The following is a 21,483-nucleotide window of genomic DNA, read 5'->3' on the forward strand; positions in this document are numbered from 1 at the left end:
CTGTTGGGCAGAAACCTGGGGTATGTTAAAATAAGGCTAATCATAGCCGCCGGACGATTGAGATCCGAGGAAGCGGGACAGGGATACGGAGGCCAGCGCATGCCGGGCAAAATTCTGGTCGTGGACGACGAGCGGCCGATCGCCGATATATTGAAGTTTAACCTGGAGAAAGAGGGCTACGAGGTCATCTGCGCCTTTGACGGCGGAGAGGCCGTGCAGCTCGCTTTCGAGCACGACCCGGACTTGATCCTCCTCGACCTGATGCTGCCCGTCAAGGACGGGATGGACGTCTGCCGCGAGGTTCGCAGCCGGCTGTCGACGCCGATCATTATGCTGACGGCCAAGGATACCGAGCTGGACAAGGTGCTGGGCCTCGAGCTCGGCGCGGACGACTACGTCACCAAGCCGTTCGGCACGCGGGAACTGCTTGCGCGCGTCAAGGCGCATCTGCGTCGCCAGCGCAAGCTGGACGAGCCCCGCGGGGGCACCGAGCAGGAGGCGGAGCCGGAGCGGCAGGGGCTCAAGCTGTTCAATCTTTTTATCGATACGGATATGTACGTCGTTTACAAGAACGGCCAGCCGCTGGACCTGACGCATCGCGAGTTCGAGCTCGTGCACTATCTGGCGCGCAACAGCGGCAAGGTCATGACGCGGGAGCATCTGCTGCAGGCCGTGTGGGGCTTCGAGTACTTCGGCGACGTGCGGACGGTGGACGTGACGATCCGGCGGCTCAGAGAGAAGCTCGAGGACGATCCGAGCAAGCCTGAGCTGATCATGACCCGCAGAGGCCTCGGCTATCTGATGCGCAGTCCCAAGATGGCGGGCGGGTACGGGGGATGAAGCTGTTCGCGCCGCTGCGCACGATTCAAGCGAAGCTGATCATGATGGTGCTCTTGCTCATCCTTATCGCGGTGCAGCTGATCGGCGTTTACTTCATCAGCACGATGAAGAAATCGCTCATCGACAGCTTCACATCGGATATCAACAGGCAGGCGCAGCTGCTCGCCGTGATGCTGGGCTCGGGCGAATTCGCCAAGCAGGACGGCGAGGGCAATCGCTCCGATGAAGCCATCGAGTCGCTCAATCAGCTGGTGGGCAGTCTCTTCAGCCAGAACGGCACGGAGACCCAGGTGCTTGACGCGAGCGGACGCGTGCTCTCGACCTCGCTAGAATCGCACCAGAGCTATATTGGACGCAAAAACACGTCGCTCCTCGTAAGCCGCTCGCTTCAAGGCATCAGCGACAACACCGGCGAGTTGATCGAAGAGGATCATATCCGCAAAAAGGTTATCGCCAAGCCGATTCTAAGCGGCGACAGGGTGATCGGCGCCGTTTACGTCGTCGCCTCGATGTCTGAACTGTACAACACAGTGGAACGAATCAACCGTATCTTCGTTTCCGGCATGCTGCTGGCGCTCGGATTAACGGCGGTGCTCGGCATTTTGCTGTCGGGCACGATTACTTCCCCGATCAAGGCGCTTACGCTGCAGGTTACGGCCGTAGCGGAGGGCCGCTTCGACGAGCGGGTGCCGATCCTGGGCAACGACGAGATCGGCCAGCTTAGCGCGGCGTTTAACGAGATGACCGAGCGGCTCAGCGAAGCGCTGTCCATTAACGAGGAAGAGAACGAGAAGCTCTCGTCCATCCTCTCCAATATGAACGACGGCGTGCTCGCCACGGACGAGATCGGGCGGGTCATCGTCGCCAATCGCCGCGCCCGGGCGATGCTCGGTCAAGACACGATCGAAGGGATGACGCTATCCGAGTGCCTGGCCATCGACAAGGCCGCCATCGCCGGCACGCTCGAAGGCAAGGAGTCGACCCGCCTCATCTCCCGCATGCAGGCGGTCAGCGAGGAAGAGCTTGTATTCCGCGCGTCGCTCACGCCGATCCGCCGCAGAGACAAGGGCGTGGTCGGCGTCATCGCCGTGCTTCACGACGTCACCGAGGCCGAGAAGCTCGACAATTCGCGGCGCGAGTTCGTCGCGAACGTCTCGCACGAGCTGCGCACGCCGCTCACGACGATCAAGAGCTACACCGAAGCGCTTGACGATGGCGCACTCGCCGAGCCGCCGCTCGCGGAGCGCTTCGTCGGCGTTATCTTCAGCGAGACGGAGCGCATGATCCGGCTCGTCAACGACCTGCTCCACCTGTCGCGCTTCGACTCCAAGCAGGCGCAGCTCCGGCGCCAGATGACCGACGTCGGCGAGATGATGGAGGATGTCGTCGACCGCTTTTCGCTGCAGCTGCGGCAGAAGGCGATTACGGTCAAGGTGGAGGTAGACCCAAACCTGGCCAAGGTATGGATCGATCGGGACGGCATCGATCAGGTACTCGACAACATCGTGTCCAATGCGATCAAGTATACGCTCGACGGGGGTTCTGTGCGCCTGACCGCGGGGCCCACTGAATCGGGACAGCTCTCGGTATCCGTACGCGACACGGGCATCGGAATCCCGAAGAAGGATCTGGCGCATATTTTCGACCGCTTCTACCGCGTGGACAAGGCGCGCTCGCGCAATATGGGCGGTACCGGGCTCGGCCTGTCGATTGCCCGGGAAATCGTCCGCGCCAACGGCGGCATCATTCTCCTCGATTCCGAGCCGGGAGTCGGCACGACCGTGACGGTCACGCTTCCGATGGTTCAGGAAGGGAGTGAGTACGCGTGATCGATAAAGCCAAATCCGTCGCGCTCGCGCTGCTCGTCGTTCTCAGTCTCGTGCAGAGCTATTTCCTTGCCTACAGCATGCCGAACCTGGAGACCCAGGTGAAGACCGAGCAGGATTATATCAAGACCGAAGAGCTCGGTCCCGAAGAGAAGGTCGAGAACCTTCTGTTCCCGGAGTCGCTCGTCATTCATATGGGACAGGACAAGCATACCGTTTTTTACCCGAACGACACCTTCTACGGGATGGTGCTGGACAAGCTGTCGAGTCGGGAGTTCAAAGGCTTCCAGCGGGCCGAAGCGAGCGCCATCGACTGGGAGCAGGTGCGCCGGCAGGACGAGGGCATCGAGATCCGCTTCGGGCGCGATATCCCCTTCCCGATGCTGCAGCGCGCGTTCAAAGGCATCGACGGCGAAGCGCTCCTCTCCGAGGGCGCGATCGACCGGATCTGGATCTTCGCGCGTCCGGACAGCGGGGAGGTGCGCAGCTTCTTTCTGAACGCCGACGGCACAGAGGTGTACGAGGCCGCCCAAGTCGATCTTACCGCACAGGACGTCGAACAGAGCGTCGGCTTCGGCCAATATTGGAAGCCGTTTAGCTACTGGGCCAACGGCGTCTACGTGCCGGATCAATCGCTTGCGCTGAGCCGTGTCGAGGTCAGCTTCACCAAGTACACGGCCGATCAAATGCAGCGCAATCTGTTCAACGACCCGACGACGACGAAAATGATCCAGGACAGCCAGGACGGCGCGCAGATTTACGCCGATACCAAGCGCGGACTCAAGGTCGAGCAGGCCGGCGGCTGGCTGTCCTTCAAGGACCCCGTCGCGCGGGCGGAGGGGCGGGACGATCCTGCAGAGAACATCACGTCGGCCGTTCAGTTCGTCAACTTGCACGGTGGCTGGAACGGCACGTTCAGCCTGGCGCAGGCACCGGGCTCCACCGAGGCGGACGATACCGATCCGTCGATCCGGTTTCAGCAATATTACGGCGACGTGCCGCTCCTCTCCGCAGGCGAGTTCAGGTTCGGCTACATGCAGCTCGCCGTGCAGCAGGGCGTGGTCAGCTCCTATGAACGGTCCCTGCTCGTACTGGGAGACAAGGTCGGAACCGCACAGCCGTACAACCTGGTTTCGGGCAACCAGCTGCTGGTCAAGATCCGCCAAGCGGCAGCAGGACAGCAGGTCGAGTCGCTCTTCCCGGCCTACCGCACGACATTGGCGCAGGATAAGCTGGTGTTGGAGCCGGTATGGGCGATACGCACGACAAGCGGCGAGGTGCGCTTCGCCGGGTGATCCATAATAGCTAAGAAATTTTCAGCGGAAGGGGGGGGCGAAGGTGGACTGGGGAAGAGCGAAGACCGTGCTCATCGTCGCTTTTTTTGCGCTAAACATCGTGCTCGGCTATCAGCTATGGCTCGAGTGGCGGGAGCGGATCGACTCGACGGTCGACTGGACCTCCCTGTCCGTCGAAGCCAGGCAGATCATGCAGGAGAAGAACATTCGCATCGAGGCCAAGATTCCGACGGATACGCCGAGCCTGCGGGATATAACGTACAAGCAGCAGGTGCCGTCGGGAACGGCCGTCGACAAGCGAATCGCGATAGAGCCGCCTCGAGAGACGCGCATCGTGTTTAATAATAAAGAGCTGCTGCAGGCGCTGGGGGATGTCATCCCCGAGCTTGCGAGATACCAGTTCGATTATTACGGCAGCGCGGGCGAAGGCGAATATGCGTTCAATCGGAAGGTCGAAGGCTTGCCTCTCTTCGACGCGAAGTTGATCCTCTATTACAGCGAGCAGAAAATTCAGGGCTACAGCCAGGATCTGATCGAGACGCTGCCATCCGAGGGCGGGCCGGACCAGAAGGTGCTGCCTGCAACCCAAGCGCTCACGAGCCTGATTCTTAAAAAATATTTGCCGGCAGGCGCCGCAGTTAAAGAAGTGCAGCTCGGCTACCACGGTCAAGGCATCTTCAACTCCGATACGCAGGTGGCTGCGCCCTCCTGGCGCGTCCTGCTCGAAGACGGAGGCGTATTCTACGTCAATGCGGCCAGCGGCGAGGTTTCTACGGACAAGGAGACCTCTCTCGAGCCGCTATCGGAACCTTAAGGTTCGCAGCGTGCCCGAAGTAATTAACGCTGAAGGGCTCTAATCTGATAGAATAAAATAGAGTGCGCGACTATAAAGATCCTTAGAGAGACATATAGCCTTGCCGGAGAGAAGAGAGAAGGGAAACATAGCTTATGGGACTTCGCTTCACGGTGCTGTCCAGCGGATCGACGGGCAACGCGACCGTCGTGTCCTCGAGCGCGGCGACAGTACTCATCGATGCCGGTCTAAGCGGCAAAAAAATCGAATCGCTTATGCAGGAGCGCGAGGTGTCGGGCAGCGAGCTGGACGCCATCTTCGTGACGCACGAGCATTCTGACCATATTAAAGGACTTGGCGCCTTTGCCCGCAAGTACAGCCTCCCCGTCTACGCTAACGAGAAGACGTGGGGCGCTATGAACAAGCACGTCGGCGAGCTGCCGGACGAACAGCGCAAGGTGCTGCCGACAGGCGGCGTCATGGAGCTGTTCGATCTGCGGATCGAGTCGTATGCCATCTCGCATGACGCTGAGGAGCCGGTGGGCTATTGCTTCCGGTCCGACGGTACAAAGCTTACGCTGGCGACGGATCTCGGATACGTCAGCGACAAGGTTATGAGTCAATTGCTGGAATCGGACGTTCTCGTGCTGGAGGCCAACCACGATATCAACATGCTTCGTATGGGGCGCTATCCTTGGAACATTAAGCGCCGTATCCTCGGCGACATGGGCCATCTGTCGAACGAAGCGGCCGGCGATACGTTATGCCGGCTCCTATCCGAAGGCCGCACCAAGCGCGTGTACCTCGCTCATTTGAGCCAGGAGCACAATTTGATGGATTTAGCGAAGCTGACGGTGAATACTGTATTAGAAGATAACGGCGTTTTCTATCAAAAGCACGAGTTTGCGCTTTGCGATACGTATGCGGACCGGCCGACGCCTTGGGATCTGGTGAAGGCATAGTTGGTCACAACAGATGGCGCTCCAGCTCTTCTTCCATCTCTTCCGACTTTAGCCGCAGTTCCTCTGCAGTCACAATGCCTTTATCGACCAGCACTTCGATCAATGTGGTGAGCGCCAGCAGTTGACGATAGCGGTCGTCCTTCAGGTCGGCGAGCTGCGCCGCGAAGTCTACGAACGACCAATGGGTAGACGTGGGTTTCAAGAACTTGTCCTCCTTGCATGACCATTTTGATTTTGTCGTCTGATTGCTTGCTATGGTTCTGTGAATCTATTACTATTTTAGTCAAATCGCTCACGATACATTCCATTTTTCTTGGTTTTTAATCGGTCGGCGAGGGAGGCGTCTCATGGGCTTTTTCAAAGACGATTTTTACTCTACCAAAGTTAAGCGGAGCAGCCGGGAGCCGTCGGGTTCCTGGAATCGGCCGAGCCGTTGGGGCCGTCAGAACTCCGCTTTGAAAATAGCGCTTGTCTCTTCGCTGGCCAGCTCCGTGCTGGTTGCATCCCTATTTTATCTGACCGTCGACCGTCCGAAAAGCGGTGCCGCAGCGCCGGCTCTATCGTCCAGCGTCTCCGCCGGATACGATACGAACGAGGCGATCATCTCCGCTGCCGCCAAGGTCGGTCCCGTCGTCGTGAGCGTCATCAACCAGACGCAGAGCGGCTCCGCCAAAAACGAGGCTTCGATCGCAGAAGGCACCAGCCTGGGCTCCGGCGTGATCTTCCTGAAGCAAAAAGGGAAGGCTTATATGATCACCAACGCCCACGTTATCGCCGATAGCGTAAAGCTACAGGTCGTCCTTTCGAACGGCACTAAGAAGACCGCGACTGTCGTGGGCAAAGATACGATTACCGATCTTGCCGTTCTGGAGACGGACGACAAGGGGATCAATCAAGTCGCCGATATTGGCGACTCGGGCAAGCTGCGCAAGGGCGAGACCGTCATTGCGGTGGGCAATCCGCTCGGATTCAGCGACTCGTTATCTAACGGCATTGTCTCCAATCTGAAGACGACGGTGCCGATCTCGCTCAACCAGGACGGAGTCTACGACTGGGAGGAAGAGGTTATCCAGATCTCGGCGCCGATCAATCCGGGCAACAGCGGCGGCGCGCTGGTCAACTTGAACGGCCAAGTTGTCGGCATCAACAGCATGAAGGTCGCGGATACCAGCGTGGAGGGCATCGGATTTTCCATCCCGATCGACGATGCCATGCCGATCGTCGATCAATTGATGGAGCACGGCAAGATAAAGCGACCGTATCTGGGCGTATATTCGATGGATCTGTCCATCTACCTGGACAATAAGGCCGATTCGGAGGACGAAGCGCCGTCCGACGATGGAGACGCCGAAGCCTCGCCGAATTCAAACGGAGACGACGACGATGTTCCGGCGGGCGATGAACTCGTCATACCGGACGGCGTGACGGACGGCGCCGTCGTCCTCGAAGCCGTGGGCCCGGCTAAGGCAGCGGGGCTTGCCTTTAACGACATTATCGTATCGCTCGACGGTCACCCGATTAGCAGCACCCTCGATTTGCGCAAATACTTGTATACGAAAACCCAAATCGGGGATACGCTAGATATAACTTACTATCGGGACGGGAAGAAGGGCGAGCTCAGCGTGAAGCTTGTCGAAAAGACCGAGAACGACGGCTAACCACATGAGCCGATCTCCGGCCAGAGGAAGGATATCTCATCATGTATTGCGTATGTAAAGAACACGTGGAGCTCGCGATCGACACCTTCGTCGACGAATACGAGGACGCGCCCGATCTCGTCAATTTGAAGGAGACCAAGTTCTCCGCCTGGGATCCGCCGCAGCACTGCGAATATTGCAAGGAGCCGGTTCACTTTCTTATCGTCTGAACAGCCGAGCTTCGCTGCTTCGAGAACGCAAGACGCCCTGTAAAGGGCGTTTCGGCGTTCTCTTTTTTATGCGGCAGAGTGGCGCCCATCGCGTGTCTGACTGGCTTATGAGATGAAATCAACGCTGTGACGCGTTTTAACGATATCCCCTTTAGTCAGGAACGGTAGCATATGCGATGCGTTTTAACGATATCCCCTTTAGTCAGAAACGATAGCATATGCGCCACATTTTAACGATATCCCCTTCGAACAGGAGGAGGTTTGGTTTTTCCGAAGCTTTTATTCCCGATAGAAAAAGGAAAAAAACAGTAGCCAAACCACCAACATACTGTTAAAATAAGAACAAATGTTCCCTTTGGAGTGAGTGCGATGGGCGGTAGCCGATATTCGATCGTAGACAGAATGCCGACTTATAGCGAGGAAGATTGCGAGGGCGCGCTCTTTATGGCGAAGTGGCCCGGAGGGTACAGATGTCCTCGCTGCTCGCATCCGCATTATTATCGCGTTGCCTCGAGGGGGCGCGGGCGGTTTGAATGCGTCTCCTGCAGACATCAGACCTCTCTTACAGCAGGGACGATACTCGAAGGTACGCGCACGCCGCTATGCAAATGGTTTCAGGCGATGTATCTGATGCAGATCGGTATCAGCGCCAAGCTGCTATCCGAGCTCATTCAGGTGACCTATAAGACCGCGTGGCTGATGAACCATAAGCTTCGCTACGCCATCGAGCAATGGGATGCCGAGCTCCCACTCGCAGGTAATTTACAATTGCTCGGCGAGTTCTACGGATACGAATTCCACCGTCATTTTAGCGGCATTAACGCGGCGCCAGAGCATAAGGCACAGTCTGTCATCGTCGGCGCTTCTATCAATGAACGAACGGATATGGTTAAGCAATTGAAGATCAAGCGTGTAGACGGCACGAGAGACGACCAGGACGACATAGGCGTAATCGAGCGTTTTTTGTTGCAGCATGCTATCGATTTGAAAGAGGAGTCCGGCGAGCTCAAGGTCTTTGACCGACGCAACCGCAAGGAACGCTCGGCGTTGCATGCAGCATGGACGGAGGCCGTCAGGTGGCTGGCACGGACATTCGGAGGGATCGGTCCGAAGCATCTGCAGGCATATCTGGATGAGTTTTGTTTTCGTCGCATGTTCCGAAGCGGTTCGATGGTGGAATTAATAGGCTTATGCGGCGCGACGGCTACGATCATTTATAGAGAACTGGTTGGAAAAAGGCTCGGCGTGTATCCGATTAAGTGGAGTGCTAAGCACGCGAAGTCCCGTCAGGTGACGCACCTTAAGCTCAAACATGCCTAGGTGAGGGCGCCTGTCATTGAATCCCTACAAGTACGATTACACGAATAGCATCTGTAAGCACGAAAAACATCCGTAAGCACGCACGGCATCTGTAAGCACGAATAGCAACTGTAAGCACGAACAAGATCCGTAAGACTCCCTGCAGCAAAGGACAACATATCTTGCAGTCCGTTTCCTGAGCGAAGGGGATATCGTTAAAACGGGCAAAAGATGGGGAGACCCCGACGTTCGGGCCCCTTATTAGACCTTTGTTTTGTCTCCCTGTTTGCCGTACGGCGCAGCGGCTTGATGAAGTGCGAGTATCAGCTTTTGAACCGTTTGAGCAGTTCGCGGCCCCACTTCCACAGGATATTGCCGGACAACAGGAATGCGACGAGCAGACCGCTGCAGGTGACGACTAGAGCGAGCCACTCGAAGGGCGAGTAACTGGACATCTTGCTCCATTTTATCGGGTTTTTAAGATCCTCGATGACTTGGTTCATGCCGTAGATCCCGCTGATGACGGTATAGATCGTGAGGATGTTCAGCAAATAACTGGAGCGACGCGAATTGGCGTTCTCCTGATACTTGAACAAGTCGTTCAGCGTCTGCTTGACGTCCTCGAATAGCTCGTCGTTGCCATACATACGGCGCAGCTGGAGGAAGATCTCCCGTCCTTGCGATTGGGAGACGACTTCTAGAAAGTTGTACTTGGCGGAGAAGGTAGTTATGTCGCGGATGAGCAGCTCCGTCTTCTCCGAGTCTCGCTCCATCTGGACGCGAGAATACGCGTTGGACAGCTTGAGCAGAACGATACGGTGAAAAAGGTTTAGCAGCAAGCCGTAGTAGTATTCGCCGTACATTTTGTTGACGATGGCGTCCGCCTTGCGCTCAGGCAGGCTGTTCAGGCAGCAGAAGCAGCTCTCGTCGGTCTGATAATAGGCGTAAGGCGCCCAGCGTTCGAGGCCTGTATCATGGCAGTATTGCTCTATGTAGGGCATATAGTAGGCGCTTATATAGGGATCGCCGTTGTCGTCGAGGCCGTCGAGCCTTGAGGCGCGGTAGCGGTCGAGGAGCGAGATGTCCGCATCCTCGGGAAAAGCATAGCTTGCCATGACATACATACGCTCGTCGATCAGGTAAGGCAGCTCCTCGAAGTAGGCGCCGTCCATCGGCGTGCGATCGAGATGCTCGACCATGTGGGGCACGATGGCCTGGAAAATGAAATCCTGGACCTCTTCGTAGCTTTTTCCCTCGTACACGACGTTTGCGGCACGGTCCTCGCTATGCGCGTCTTGAAGTGCGCGGAGACGATCGGCGAATTCAATGGCTTCGGTCAAGGTGGTGTTCTCTTTGGCTATTTGGACGCGAAGCGTAATGAAGCCGGTGTCGAACGGACAGAGCACGACGTCTACGGCATGCAGGACAAAAGGCGCATCGAAATAACGCGTCTGCAGCACGGCCGTCGTCCCCAACGCCTTGCTCATACGCTGGAAACTCTCTTCGTTGTCCTCCGACGGAAACAGGACATGGTTCGTAAAAGGCAGGTAATAACGTTCCATATCCCGATGCGACACATGATGCTTGGGACCGTAGAACGCCTTTTCCAGCTCCAGCGCGCTCAGCCGAAAGGCGGTAAAGCCTTCCCGCTCCAGTGTCGTTTTAACGTCTTTGTGGCAATCGGTCGTCAGGGAGAAGGGAAATAAAAATTGAAAGTTCGCCTCCCGGATCGGCTGATCCGTTGCGTCCCCGCGATGCAACGGCTGTACAGCGCCCATGCGTTCGTTTTTCATAAGGGGGAGACCGCCTGCCTTTCGTCACGCTCCATGATCTTCTTCGCTTCGAGTTCGGCGCCGAACGAGCGCTTGATTTGCCTCATGCTGCCATATACGTATAACACATCTCCCGCCTCCAGCGGCGTCTCCATACGGCGGTCGCGGATCGCAATGGTACCGCGCTTGATCAAAAGGATGTTAACGTCCGGCAACTCGTCGCACAGTTCCTTGATCGTTCGGCCGATAGCCGGGGACGCCTCGCCGATCGGAATGTCGATGAAGGCATCTTCTTTTTCCAAGTATAGCACTTCTTGAATCGCGAGCTCGTGTATCGCGAAGGATTGACGGAAGGCGCCGCTCAATCGCTTCTCCAGCAGCTTGCCGACTGCGGGCATGCGCAGCACGACATAGACGATAAACAGCGCGCCCGAAGCCATGGACAGTGGAAAGAGGTGGAAATCGGGCGCCAGGATGGCACTGACGCAGGAGATCATGACCGCCAGGGAGAAGGCGCCGAACAGGATCAAAAAGATGCCGATCCGTCGGCGGACGGGGTGCCCGAGGATCAACTCGGATTCCTTGGTCGTGAAGCCGGTGCCGGTCAGGAGCGAGATGACTTGAAAGCGCGCGATGGGATGCTCCAGTCCCGTCGATCGCATGAGGATGGCGGAAATCTCGATAACGAGAAACACGATCAGTATGTAGACGAGTATAAACCCCATAAGGGCGCCGCCTTTCGCTGAAATCCGCGAGAAAGCCGCCGCGGTGGTCTTTACTTCAGTTATACCCTTAACACCGGATGCTTCAAGCGTAGGGACAGGCGGCAGACCGTAATTTTCCAATCACCCATTGACAGCTTCCGCGGGCCGATGTTACAGTGTCAAATGTCAAACACATTTCACAATTGGAAGGGAGGATTGCGTTCGATGCGTACATTCATGATTGTGCCAGCTGCTGTCGTTGCTGCCTTTGCAAGCGAACGTAATCCGTTCAAGCCCGTTTAATCCAACGATGGATATCGAGGGCGCGCGATTACGTGATCCGTAATCGTGCGCCCTTTCTTGTCCGTCCCGGAACGAACGAATGTTCGAAAACCGGGAACGGATGCATAGAATAGGCGTATCGCTTACGGGCGGTGCGCCTTTTTGCATGCTTGGATGCAAGCGGGAACAGAAGAGAGGGAAAAAAATGCTTAGCGTACTTATCAAGTTAAAGTGGTTTTTCAGAGCGCATTGGAAGCGGTATACGATCGCGATCGTCTTGCTCGCGATCGCGGGCATCGTGGAGATCGTCCCTCCCAAGCTGCTCGGCAATACGATCGACGGCATCCAGCAGGGGACGATGACGCAAGGCGATTTCTATCAAGTCGTCTGGCTGTGGCTCGGGCTTACGGTCGTCAGCTACTGCATCAACTACGTGTGGATGTACCAGCTGTTCGGAGGCTCGATGATGCTGGAGCGGCTGCTCCGCACGAAGCTGATTCGTCACCTGCTGCGGATGACGCCGACGTTCTACGAACGCAACCGGACGGGCGACCTGATGGCGCGGGCGACGAACGATCTGTGGGCGATCTCGAACACGGCCGGCTTCGGCATTTTGACGCTGATCGATTCGTCCATCTTCATGGTGACCCTCCTTATCATGATGGCGGGACTGATCAGCTGGAAGCTGACGCTCGCAGCGATGCTTCCCTTGCCGCTCATCGCGCTGGCGATGAAGCATTTCGGGGGCAAGATTCACGACCGCTTCATGAAGGCGCAGGATTCGTTCGGCGAGCTGAACGACCAGGTGCTCGAATCGGTGACGGGCGTCCGCGTCATTCGCGCCTACGTGCAGGAAAAGGCTGACGAGGAGCGGTTTCACGCAAAGACGAACGAAGTGCTGGACCGCAACATCGCAGTCGCCCGTATCGATGCGCTATTTGAACCGACGAATAAGGTTCTGATCGGACTTAGTTATATTATCGGCGTATGCTACGGCGGATATCTGGTCTTCCGGAGCGAGATCACGCTCGGGGAGCTTGTGTCCTTCAACATCTTCCTCGGGATGCTGATCTGGCCGATGTTCGCCATCGGAGAGCTGATCAATATCATGCAGCGCGGCAATGCCTCGCTCGACCGGGTCAACGAGACGCTCGGTTACGTGCCGGACGTCCAGGACCCGCAGCAGCTCGCAGAGGTGAAGGCTCCCGACTCGCTCGCGTTCAAGGCTTTGACCTTCCGCTATCCGTCGTCTGCGGTAGACAATCTGATCGACGTCGGCTTCGAGTTAAAACGCGGTCAGACGCTCGGCATCGTCGGGCGTACCGGCAGCGGCAAGACGACGCTGCTCAAGCAGCTGCTGCGCGAGTATCCCCCGGGCAGCGGGGAAGTGTCGATCTCGGGTGTGCCGATCCAGGACATCGGCATCGATCGCCTGCTCTCCTGGGTCGGCTATGTGCCGCAGAACCCGATTCTGTTTTCCCGCACGATTCGCGAAAACATTTTGTTCGGTCTAGAAGAGGCAACGCCACAGCAGTTGCAGCATGCACTCGTCCGGGCTTCGTTCGCGAAGGACATTGCTTTCCTTCCCGACGGACTCGAGACGCTGGTCGGCGAGAAGGGCGTGGCGCTCTCCGGTGGACAGAAGCAGCGCGTGAGCATCGCGCGCGCGATGATCGCGGACCCGGAGATCCTCATGCTCGACGACGCGCTGTCCGCGGTAGATGCCAGAACGGAGGCCGAGATCATCGAGGGCATCCGCACGGAGCGAGCCGGCAAGACGACGCTCATCGCGACGCATCGGCTGTCCGCGGTCCAGCATGCGGACCTCATCCTCGTGCTGGACGAAGGCTACGTCGTCGAGCGAGGGACGCATGAGGAGCTGTTGGCACTCGGCGGCTGGTACAAGGAACAGTACGATCGGCAGCAGCTTGAAGCGATCGTCGAGGGGTAGGCGACGTCAATCGCGGACATGACTCGCGCAAAATAAACCGACAGCCTCTCCGGCAGCCTCTTACAAGCAAAGAGAAGAGAAAGAAATGAAGGTGACCATTCATGACAGGCAAGCGTTTATATCGCTACGCACTCCTATATAAAAAAACGATCATCTGGGCGCTGGTGATGCTCGCGCTGGCGGTGTGCGCCGAGCTGCTCGGGCCGCTGCTGGCCAAGCGGATGATCGATCAGAACATCTTGGGCATCGAAAAAACCTGGTACCAGGTCCAGGCGAAGCAGAACGACGCGGTCTCCTACCAGGGCAACTGGTATGTGAGAAACGACCATCTGCCGGCCGATGCGGACCGCAGCCCGGCATTGGCCAGGCGCGTGCTCCAGGAGAAACGCAGCTACTACTGGATCGACAGCGACCTGGCGTTCGACGGCGCCCGATCCGTCACGGACGGCGCGATGACCGTGACCGCCAAGGACGGTCGCACCGCGCAATATGCGGCCGCGAAGCTGACGAAGGCCGAATTGTACCGGTTCTACAAGCCGGAGGTGCCGATGCTGCTGCAGCTGGCTGCCGCTTACTTCGGCCTCCTGCTGCTCGCCGCGGCGTTCACCTACGGGCAGAAGCTGCTGCTGCAGACATCGGCGAACCGCATTGTACAGCGCATGCGCGAAGATATATTCGCGCACACGCATCGTTTGCCGGTGCACTACTTCGATAACCTGCCCGCAGGCAAGGTCGTCTCGCGCATTACGAACGATACCGAAGCCGTCCGTGAGCTGTTCGTAGCGGTGCTGGCCAACTTTTTCTCCGGTATCGTCTATATGACCGCGATCCTGGGGGCGCTGTTCCTGCTAGACACGAGTCTTGGGCTTATTGCGCTGCCGCTCATTCCGATGCTGGCGATCTGGATCGTCTTGTACCGCAGGTACGCGGGCAAGCTGAACAACGTCATTCGCGCCAAACTGAGCGATATCAACGGCATGATCAACGAATCGATCCAAGGGATGACGATCATTCAGGCATTCGGCAGGCAAAAGAAGATGGCCAAAGAATTCGACGAGCTTAACGAGGACTACTTCAATCACCAGACGAAGCTGGTCAGCTTGAACTCGATCACCTCTCACAACCTTGTGAACGTCGTGCGCAATCTGATCTTCCTGGCCGTCCTCTGGATGTTCTGGGGCGGATCCCTGAGCAGCGCGGTTACGGTTGGCGTGCTGTACGCATTTATCGACTACATGAACCGGATGTTCCAGCCGATCGTCGGCATCGTCAACCAGCTCTCTAATCTGGAGACGGCGCGGGTGTCCGCGTCACGCGTATTCGAGCTGCTGGACCAGCCGGGCATCCCGGTCGAGCAAGGAACAGCGCCTCGCAGCGGCGGCGACGTGCGCTTCGAGCATGTAACCTTCGCCTACAAGAAGGGCGAGAACGTGCTGAAGGACGTGAACTTCCACGCCCGCCAAGGCGAGACGGTCGCGCTGGTCGGCCATACGGGTTCCGGCAAAAGCTCGATCCTGAACCTGCTTTTCCGCTTCTATGATATCGAAGAAGGCAGCATCAAGGTGGACGGCGTCGACGTTCGAGACATTCCGAAGCAGCAGCTGCGTACCCATATGGGCATCGTGCTGCAGGATCCGTTCTTGTTCACGGGGACGATCGCTTCGAACGTAAGTCTTGGCAACCCCGCGATTACGCGGGAGCGGGTGGAGCAGGCGCTGCGCGACGTCGGCGCTTACGATATGTTCATGAGCCTGCCCGGCGGGCTCGACGAGCCCGTCATTGAAAAGGGTGCGACGTTGTCTGCGGGCCAGCGGCAGCTGATCTCATTCGCCCGGGCGTTGGCCTACGACCCGGCGATTCTGATCCTGGACGAAGCGACGGCCAGCATCGACACCGAGACTGAGGCTATCATTCAGTCAGCGCTGGACGTGCTCAAGAAAGGCAGAACGACGTTCGTCATCGCCCACCGGCTGTCCACGATCCGGCAGGCCGATCAGATTCTTGTGCTCGACCACGGCGTCATCGTCGAGCGCGGCGATCATGAGCGTCTAATGCGGCTGCAGGGTAAATACTATGCGATGTACCAGCTGCAGGGAGGCGCTGCGGTGGAATATACCGGCGCCCAGGAGACCGAAGCCGCGGCGAAATGAAGCAAGGAGAGAGACAAGATGACGACAATTCGTACGGAAAAGAAAGAGGATATCGATGCGGTCAGGCAGATTCATCTGGCCGCCTTCGGCGGACGGGAGGACGAGAGCCGGCTCGCGGATCGGATTCGCGAATCGGCCGGCTTCGTGCCAGAGCTGTCGCTCGTTGCTGAGACATCGGGCCGGATCGAAGGGCATATGTTGATCAGCAAAGCGGAGCTCGTGGACGGCCAAGACGTGGAGGACACGCTCGTGCTGGCGCCGATCGGCGTACTGCCTGAAGCACAAGGCCGCGGAATCGGGAGCGAGCTGATCAGGGAGGGCATCCGCAGGGCGGGGCAGCTGGGCTACAAGCTGATTTTTCTCATCGGCCATCCGTCCTACTACCCGCAATTCGGCTTCAAGCCTGCCGTGGACAGCGGGCTCGTTCTGATGCAGTTCGACGTGCCGGACGACGTGTTCATGGTGCTGGAACTGACGGAAGGGGAGCTGGTACGCCTCGCGGCGACGCGTAAGGAGAAATACGGGGAGCTGAAGTATCCCCAGACGTTTTTTGCCTAGCATTTTCCTGAGAATGACCCGGAATATGAAGCCTGACTCGCGCGGACGTGCTCGAATCCTTCCCCGAAGGGTACTATAGTAGCGGAAGTCTGGGCCCCAGTCCATTAGACAAGGACCCTGCGTTCCCTATAAACTAGACCATAGGAAATCGGAATCGGGAAAGGGAGTAGAGCGTACATATGTCATTCCTGGAAATTCTAAAAGGCATCATAATCGGCATCGTCGAAGGCGTCACGGAGTTCGCGCCCGTCTCCTCTACCGGTCATATGATCATCGTCGACGATTTGTGGCTCAAGACGGAGGACTTCCTCGGATCGGACGCGGCAGTCGCGTTCAAGGTCGTCATCCAGCTCGGCTCGATCTTGGCGGTCGTCGTACTGTTCTGGCGGCGGTTCATGGACCTGCTCGGTCTTAGAAAGCTCAAGGGCAAGGATGCGCGAATCGAAGCGGAGCACGAGGGCACGGGTGAATGGAGCGGTTCCGGCAGCGGACGGCTCAAGCTGATGCAGGTCATCGTCGGGCTCATCCCGGCGGGTATTCTTGGCTTCTTGTTCGACGATATGATCGAGAAGCACCTCTTCTCCACGGAAACGGTGCTCGTCGGCCTCGTGCTGGGCGCCATCCTCATGATCGGCGCGGACCGATTGGCGCCGAAGCAGCCGAAGGTGAACACGGTGGACCAGATTACATACAAGCAGGCGTTTACGATCGGCCTGATTCAGTGCTTCTCGCTGTGGCCGGGCTTCTCGCGGTCCGGCTCGACGATCTCCGGAGGCGTCTTGCTCGGTCTTAGCCACCGTGCGGCGGCGGACTTTACCTTTATCATGGCCGTGCCTATTATGGCCGGTGCGAGCCTTATCACGCTGCTTAAGAACTACCAGTACATTACGGCTGACATGCTGCCGTTTTACATTGCGGGCTTTGTCGCTGCGTTCCTGGTCGCGCTGGTGGCTATCCGGTTCTTCCTTAACCTGATCAACCGGATCAAGCTTGTGCCGTTCGCCATCTACCGCATCGTGCTGGCCGTCGTGCTGGCGCTGGTGATCTGGCTGTAACAATAGAATTCGGCTGTCCGGGCATTGTCCGGCGCAGCCGTTTTTTATTGCGCGGGGCGTTTGAACGATATCCCTTTCGATCAGGGAGACGTCAGTCCGGAAGAAGCTGGAGCTTGTGTTGTGTGGGCGGGGCGTTTGAACGATATCCCCTTCGATCAGGGAGACGTCCGTCCGGAAGAAGAGGGGCCAGACTCTGTTGTCGTATTTGAACGATATCCCCTTGAGACAGGGAGATTGGTGCATCCTGATTGAAGGGGATACCGTTTAAACGGGTAAAATAAGGACGAGGCGCCACTGAAATTAAGGCGAAGCCGAAATGCGGAAAAGGTCACGTAATGTGGTAGGATAGGAGTACGAATGCGCGGCAGCGGTCCGCGAATATAAATGAGGTGCTATTGTGGCAGAGTTTGGACCATTGGGTGTGGCGGCGCGCGCATCCGAATTATTGCATAGCTTGGGCATCAAGCAGCCGACGCCAGTACAGGCGCAGACGATCCCGGTTGCCTTGACGGGCAAGGACGTCATCAGCCAGGCGCAGACGGGTACGGGGAAAACGCTTGCGTTCGTGCTGCCCATGCTGGAGCGGATCAAGCTGGAGGTGCCGTATCTGCAAGGCTTGATCGTGACGCCGACGCGCGAGCTCGCGATCCAGATTACGGCGGAGATCAAGAAGCTGCTGCCCGCCTATGAAGGCGTGCGCGTGCTGGCGGTCTACGGCGGCCAAGACGTCGAGGCGCAGCTGCACAAGCTGGAAGGCAACATGCACATGATCGTGGCGACGCCGGGCCGGCTGCTCGATCATATGCGGCGCGAGACGGTCAGGCTGTCCAACGTACGCATGATGGTGCTCGACGAAGCGGACCAGATGCTGCATATGGGCTTCCTCGGCGAGGTCGAGGAGATTATGGCCAAGACGCCGAAGGACAGGCAGACGATGCTTTTCTCGGCGACGATGCCGGACAAGATCCGGAATCTGGCCGGCCGCTATCTGCGGGACCCGCAGGAAGTGACGGTCAAAGCGAAGCAGGTAACGGTCAAGGATACGGCGCAGCTCGTTATCGAGACGACCGACCGGGCCAAGCAAGCTGCGCTGGTGGCGATGATCGAGGAAACGCAGCCGTATCTCGGCATGGTCTTCTGTCGCACGAAGCGGCGCGCGAGCACGCTTAACGAAGCGCTGCAGGGGATGGGCTACAGCAGCGACGAGCTGCACGGGGACTTGTCGCAGGCCAAGCGGGAGCAGGTCATGCGAAAATTTCGCGAGGCGAAGCTGCAGATTCTGGTGGCGACGGACATCGCGGCGCGCGGGCTTGACGTCGAAGGCGTGACGCACGTGTACAACTACGACGTGCCGCAGGACGCGGAGAGCTACATCCACCGCATCGGCCGGACAGGCCGGGCAGGAGAGACGGGCATGGCGATTACGTTCGTGGCGCCCAAGGACCGCGGCGACCTCGGCGTGATCGAGGACGGCATCGGTATGTTCATCGAGCGGCGCAAAATCGGCGCGGCCGGCGGCAGCGTGGCGGCCGAAGGCTCGGCGGCGACGGTGAAGACGCGCACGCCGGGCGCATTCGGCAAGCGCGCGGGTGCCACGGGCGCCGGCGCGCGCGGCGGCGCGACGCGCGGTGCCGGAGGCGGACGGCGCGGCGAGAGCCGCGGAGACGATCGCGGCGCGCGTGGCGAAGGCCGCGCCGCGGTACGCGGCGGCGTCGTGCGCGGAGCGCGCGGCGATAGCGCTACGGCGCTTGGCGGGCGCAGCGCGGAGCGGGGCCTGCGCGGCAGCGCGGCGAACGCAGGCGCCGGCCGCGGCAAGGGCGTGCCTGCGCGCGGCGGACGCGACGCAGGTGCTGGCGGCGGCGCAGGCGAGGAGCGCGCCGCCAAGTGGTGGGAGCAGGGCGAATACTTCGCCCCGGCTCCCGAAGAGCGCGCGGCGGAGCCGCAGGCTCAGCGCCGCAGGCCGGGCGCGGGCGGCCCGGGCAACGGCCGCCGCGAAGCCGGTGCCGGCAGGCCGCAGGCGGCGCCGGGCCGCGGGCCGCGCAGCGGCGGCAGCAGCGCGGGCGAAGGCCGCTACGCCGGCGCATCGGCACTGGGCGGCCGGGCCGAGCGCGGCGTCAAGGCGTACGGTGCGCCGACCGAGCGGCCTAAGCGCGGCGGCGAACGCGCAGCAGCGGGCCGCGGCGAGCGCAGCTACGGCGCCGGCCCTAGCGGCGGAGCCGGCGGCTTTGCCCGCGGCAGCGAGCGGCCGTCCGGCGGACGCAGCGGCGGCAGGCCGCAGGCTGGCGGCTCGCGGGACGGCGGACGCAAGCCGTCCTCCGGCGGACGGGGCGGTTTCGGCGGCGCTCCCGGTGGCGGCGCGGGTCGTGGCAAAGCGCCTTCGCGCTCGCCTAAAGGCCGCAAATAAAACCAGAACCAACGGTCTGAACAGCCCTAATACGTCTCGCGTACCCCAAGTGCGCGAGGCGTTTTTATTTGCTTTTTTTCAAACGAAGCATGCCGATCCTATCGAACGATTGAAATACTCACAAATATAGTATGGAATCGCCGATATATGCCGTAGGACGCTTTTTGTCCGCGCTACCGGCGCTAGGAATATATTTTTCTACTTTTTCGCAAAAGGGGATAAACAGGATGAAGACGGAAATTTTGCAGCAGGTGACGATCGTAGATATGAATGAGGAATTGTTGACGCGCGTCGATTTCTCCCATGCGGTGGATGTGCCCGGATCGCTTGCGATCGGCTGGTCGGTCGTCACGTACCCGCTCGGCCTGAGAGAGTTCGAAGTCGTATACGACCGCCGGGAAGAACGTACGGTCAGCAGCAAGGTCGTCGATATCGAAGTGGATACGACGGGCGAGAAAAATGCGCTGCGCGCGTATTTGGAACCGATTACGCTGATCATCGGACAACATGACGTAGGCGCGGCAGAGTAGCGTGTAGACCGTGACGCGATGCTATTATTACTTTGGAGTAACTAGATGACTTGAAGGTGCGTACTGTTCACTTCTTCTCCTCTGCTGCACAATGGGTTCAACCGGAGCGAGGAGGAAGATGAGCATGAATCACAAGAATAAACACGCCCGCAAAACGGCCCTGGTGGTCGGCGCGAACGGCGTTATCGGACGAAATCTGATCGATTATCTGGCGACGCTGCCCGAATGGGACATCGTCGGCGTATCGAGGCGCGGAGGTGAAAATAACGATCGCATCCGATACGTGGCGGCGGATCTGTTGGACGAGGCGGATACCCGCGAAAAGCTGGGCGGACTTAAGGATATTACGCATATTTTTTATGCGGCTTATCAGGACCGTCCGACCTGGGCCGAGCTTGTCCAGCCGAATCTGGCGATGCTCGTCCATACGGTCGATGCCGTCGAGCCGATCGCGCCGGGTCTTCGGCATATCAGCCTGATGCAGGGTTACAAGGTCTACGGCGCGCACCTTGGACCATTCAAGACGCCCGCCCGCGAGACGGATGCCGGGCACATGCCGCCGGAGTTCAACGTCGACCAGCAGCAGTTTCTCGAGCGGCGGCAGCCTGGCTCTACGTGGACGTGGTCCGCGCTGCGGCCATCCGTCGTGGCCGGCTATGCGACCGGCAACCCGATGAACCTGGCGATGGTCATCGCGATCTATGCCGCCATATCCAAGGAGCTGGGGCTACCCCTTCGCTTTCCGGGCAAGCCGGGCGCGTACAACAGCCTGCTGGAGATGACCGACGCCGGTCTGCTCGCCAGGGCGACGGTATGGGCGGCGACCGATCCGCGCTGTGCGAACCAGGCTTTTAACATCGCGAACGGCGACCTGTTTCGCTGGAGCGAGTTATGGCCGAAAATTGCGGCAAACTTCGGGCTCGAGAGCGCGCCTCCGCTTCAGATGTCCCTTGAGACCGTAATGGCGGACAAGGCGCCGCTGTGGGACGGGATGGTCAAGAAATATGGCCTCGCGCCCAATAGCTACGATGAGGTTTCTTCCTGGCGGTTCGGGGATTTCGTCTTTTCGTGGGATTACGATTTCTTCGCCGACGGCACCAAGGCGCGCCGCTTCGGATTCCATGAATTCATCGATACTGAAGAGATGTTCATGGGGATCTTCGAGGACCTGCGCCTGCGCAAGGTCATCCCCTGA

At 58.8% G+C, this 21,483-nt stretch carries 18 protein-coding genes and 1 pseudogene; 16 read left to right on the forward strand and 3 right to left on the reverse strand.

Annotation, left to right across the window (positions count from 1 at the left end; genetic code table 11):
- Positions 1-99: 99 nt before the first annotated feature.
- From yycF to KB449_RS31520, 5 genes are all read left to right on the forward strand, one after another.
- Positions 100-840, forward strand: a complete 741-nt coding sequence (yycF, locus tag KB449_RS31500) for a response regulator YycF (protein ID WP_282912119.1) — start codon at positions 100-102, stop codon at positions 838-840.
- Entirely contained in the window at positions 837-2,669 is a 1,833-nt protein-coding gene (locus tag KB449_RS31505; RefSeq protein WP_282912120.1) for an ATP-binding protein, read from the forward strand. The genes yycF and KB449_RS31505 overlap by 4 nt, the downstream gene beginning before the upstream one ends.
- The gene (gene yycH, locus KB449_RS31510) at positions 2,666-3,961 is read left to right on the forward strand and encodes a two-component system activity regulator YycH (RefSeq protein WP_282912121.1); all 1,296 of its coding nucleotides are present in this window, start codon (positions 2,666-2,668) and stop codon (positions 3,959-3,961) included. The genes KB449_RS31505 and yycH overlap by 4 nt, the downstream gene beginning before the upstream one ends.
- Before the next feature lie 43 nt (positions 3,962-4,004).
- Complete coding sequence (yycI, locus tag KB449_RS31515; protein WP_282912122.1) at positions 4,005-4,775, forward strand: two-component system regulatory protein YycI; 771 nt, start codon at positions 4,005-4,007, stop codon at positions 4,773-4,775.
- 134 nt (positions 4,776-4,909) lie between these two features.
- Positions 4,910-5,716, forward strand: a complete 807-nt coding sequence (locus tag KB449_RS31520) for an MBL fold metallo-hydrolase (protein WP_282912123.1) — start codon at positions 4,910-4,912, stop codon at positions 5,714-5,716.
- Positions 5,717-5,720: 4 nt separating this feature from the next.
- On the opposite strand, the gene KB449_RS31525 is transcribed toward KB449_RS31520, so the two are convergent.
- Positions 5,721-5,918 (reverse strand): hypothetical protein, encoded by a 198-nt coding sequence (locus tag KB449_RS31525; RefSeq protein ID WP_282912124.1) that lies wholly within the window; start codon positions 5,916-5,918, stop codon positions 5,721-5,723.
- A 145-nt stretch (positions 5,919-6,063) separates the two neighbouring features.
- Here KB449_RS31525 and KB449_RS31530 point away from each other — a divergent pair, with 145 nt between their 5' ends.
- The 4 genes and pseudogenes from KB449_RS31530 to KB449_RS31540 all read left to right on the forward strand — a co-directional run bounded on the left by KB449_RS31530 (position 6,064) and on the right by KB449_RS31540 (position 8,903).
- The gene (locus KB449_RS31530; protein WP_282912125.1) at positions 6,064-7,374 is read left to right on the forward strand and encodes a S1C family serine protease; all 1,311 of its coding nucleotides are present in this window, start codon (positions 6,064-6,066) and stop codon (positions 7,372-7,374) included.
- Between the two features lie 41 nt (positions 7,375-7,415).
- On the forward strand, positions 7,416-7,583 hold the full coding sequence (locus KB449_RS31535; RefSeq protein ID WP_282912126.1) for a CxxH/CxxC protein: 168 nt from the start codon (positions 7,416-7,418) through the stop codon (positions 7,581-7,583).
- A 402-nt stretch (positions 7,584-7,985) separates the two neighbouring features.
- Positions 7,986-8,126, forward strand: a pseudogene (locus KB449_RS36655) (transposase); the annotation flags it as partial.
- 87 nt (positions 8,127-8,213) lie between these two features.
- On the forward strand, positions 8,214-8,903 hold the full coding sequence (locus tag KB449_RS31540; protein WP_282912127.1) for a hypothetical protein: 690 nt from the start codon (positions 8,214-8,216) through the stop codon (positions 8,901-8,903).
- 302 nt (positions 8,904-9,205) lie between these two features.
- Here KB449_RS31540 and KB449_RS31545 read toward each other — a convergent pair whose 3' ends face one another.
- Positions 9,206-10,675 carry a magnesium transporter CorA family protein gene (locus KB449_RS31545; RefSeq protein ID WP_282912128.1) on the reverse strand — a complete coding sequence of 490 codons (1,470 nt, stop codon included), beginning with the start codon at positions 10,673-10,675 and terminating at the stop codon, positions 9,206-9,208.
- Positions 10,672-11,379, reverse strand: a complete 708-nt coding sequence (locus KB449_RS31550; protein WP_282912129.1) for a TrkA C-terminal domain-containing protein — start codon at positions 11,377-11,379, stop codon at positions 10,672-10,674. Before KB449_RS31550 ends, KB449_RS31545 begins: the two co-directional genes overlap by 4 nt.
- Positions 11,380-11,845: 466 nt before the next feature.
- Here KB449_RS31550 and KB449_RS31555 point away from each other — a divergent pair, with 466 nt between their 5' ends.
- The 7 genes from KB449_RS31555 to KB449_RS31585 all read left to right on the forward strand — a co-directional run bounded on the left by KB449_RS31555 (position 11,846) and on the right by KB449_RS31585 (position 21,483).
- Positions 11,846-13,591: an ABC transporter ATP-binding protein gene (locus KB449_RS31555; protein WP_282912130.1), complete on the forward strand. Its 1,746-nt coding sequence runs from the start codon at positions 11,846-11,848 to the stop codon at positions 13,589-13,591.
- A gap of 101 nt (positions 13,592-13,692) precedes the next feature.
- The gene (locus KB449_RS31560; protein WP_282912131.1) at positions 13,693-15,741 is read left to right on the forward strand and encodes an ABC transporter ATP-binding protein; all 2,049 of its coding nucleotides are present in this window, start codon (positions 13,693-13,695) and stop codon (positions 15,739-15,741) included.
- An 18-nt stretch (positions 15,742-15,759) separates the two neighbouring features.
- Positions 15,760-16,299 carry a GNAT family N-acetyltransferase gene (locus tag KB449_RS31565; RefSeq protein ID WP_282912132.1) on the forward strand — a complete coding sequence of 180 codons (540 nt, stop codon included), beginning with the start codon at positions 15,760-15,762 and terminating at the stop codon, positions 16,297-16,299.
- A 179-nt stretch (positions 16,300-16,478) separates the two neighbouring features.
- Entirely contained in the window at positions 16,479-17,354 is an 876-nt protein-coding gene (locus tag KB449_RS31570; protein ID WP_282912133.1) for an undecaprenyl-diphosphate phosphatase, read from the forward strand.
- A gap of 397 nt (positions 17,355-17,751) precedes the next feature.
- The gene (locus KB449_RS31575) at positions 17,752-19,758 is read left to right on the forward strand and encodes a DEAD/DEAH box helicase (RefSeq protein WP_282912134.1); all 2,007 of its coding nucleotides are present in this window, start codon (positions 17,752-17,754) and stop codon (positions 19,756-19,758) included.
- A gap of 227 nt (positions 19,759-19,985) precedes the next feature.
- Positions 19,986-20,288, forward strand: coding sequence for a hypothetical protein (locus KB449_RS31580; protein WP_282912135.1), 303 nt, complete (start codon positions 19,986-19,988; stop codon positions 20,286-20,288).
- Between the two features lie 124 nt (positions 20,289-20,412).
- Complete coding sequence (locus KB449_RS31585) at positions 20,413-21,483, forward strand: SDR family oxidoreductase (protein ID WP_434082536.1); 1,071 nt, start codon at positions 20,413-20,415, stop codon at positions 21,481-21,483.

It is taken from the genome of Cohnella hashimotonis, assembly GCF_030014955.1.
GTDB classification, from domain to species: Bacteria; Bacillota; Bacilli; order Paenibacillales; family Paenibacillaceae; genus Cohnella; species Cohnella hashimotonis.

What these genes read in the sequence shown, in the direction of transcription:
- KB449_RS31530 (WP_282912125.1), top strand. Translation starts at nt 6,064, where the DNA reads ATGGGCTTTTTCAAAGACGATTTTTACTCTACCAAAGTTAAGCGGAGC.
- KB449_RS31505 (WP_282912120.1), top strand. Translation starts at nt 837, where the DNA reads ATGAAGCTGTTCGCGCCGCTGCGCACGATTCAAGCGAAGCTGATCATG.
- yycF (WP_282912119.1), top strand. Translation starts at nt 100, where the DNA reads ATGCCGGGCAAAATTCTGGTCGTGGACGACGAGCGGCCGATCGCCGAT.
- KB449_RS31535 (WP_282912126.1), top strand. Translation starts at nt 7,416, where the DNA reads ATGTATTGCGTATGTAAAGAACACGTGGAGCTCGCGATCGACACCTTC.
- KB449_RS31570 (WP_282912133.1), top strand. Translation starts at nt 16,479, where the DNA reads ATGTCATTCCTGGAAATTCTAAAAGGCATCATAATCGGCATCGTCGAA.
- KB449_RS31560 (WP_282912131.1), top strand. Translation starts at nt 13,693, where the DNA reads ATGACAGGCAAGCGTTTATATCGCTACGCACTCCTATATAAAAAAACG.
- KB449_RS31585 (WP_434082536.1), top strand. Translation starts at nt 20,413, where the DNA reads ATGAATCACAAGAATAAACACGCCCGCAAAACGGCCCTGGTGGTCGGC.
- KB449_RS31550 (WP_282912129.1), bottom strand. Translation starts at nt 11,379, where the DNA reads ATGGGGTTTATACTCGTCTACATACTGATCGTGTTTCTCGTTATCGAG.
- KB449_RS31555 (WP_282912130.1), top strand. Translation starts at nt 11,846, where the DNA reads ATGCTTAGCGTACTTATCAAGTTAAAGTGGTTTTTCAGAGCGCATTGG.
- KB449_RS31540 (WP_282912127.1), top strand. Translation starts at nt 8,214, where the DNA reads ATGCAGATCGGTATCAGCGCCAAGCTGCTATCCGAGCTCATTCAGGTG.
- KB449_RS31565 (WP_282912132.1), top strand. Translation starts at nt 15,760, where the DNA reads ATGACGACAATTCGTACGGAAAAGAAAGAGGATATCGATGCGGTCAGG.
- KB449_RS31520 (WP_282912123.1), top strand. Translation starts at nt 4,910, where the DNA reads ATGGGACTTCGCTTCACGGTGCTGTCCAGCGGATCGACGGGCAACGCG.
- KB449_RS31580 (WP_282912135.1), top strand. Translation starts at nt 19,986, where the DNA reads ATGAAGACGGAAATTTTGCAGCAGGTGACGATCGTAGATATGAATGAG.
- KB449_RS31545 (WP_282912128.1), bottom strand. Translation starts at nt 10,675, where the DNA reads ATGAAAAACGAACGCATGGGCGCTGTACAGCCGTTGCATCGCGGGGAC.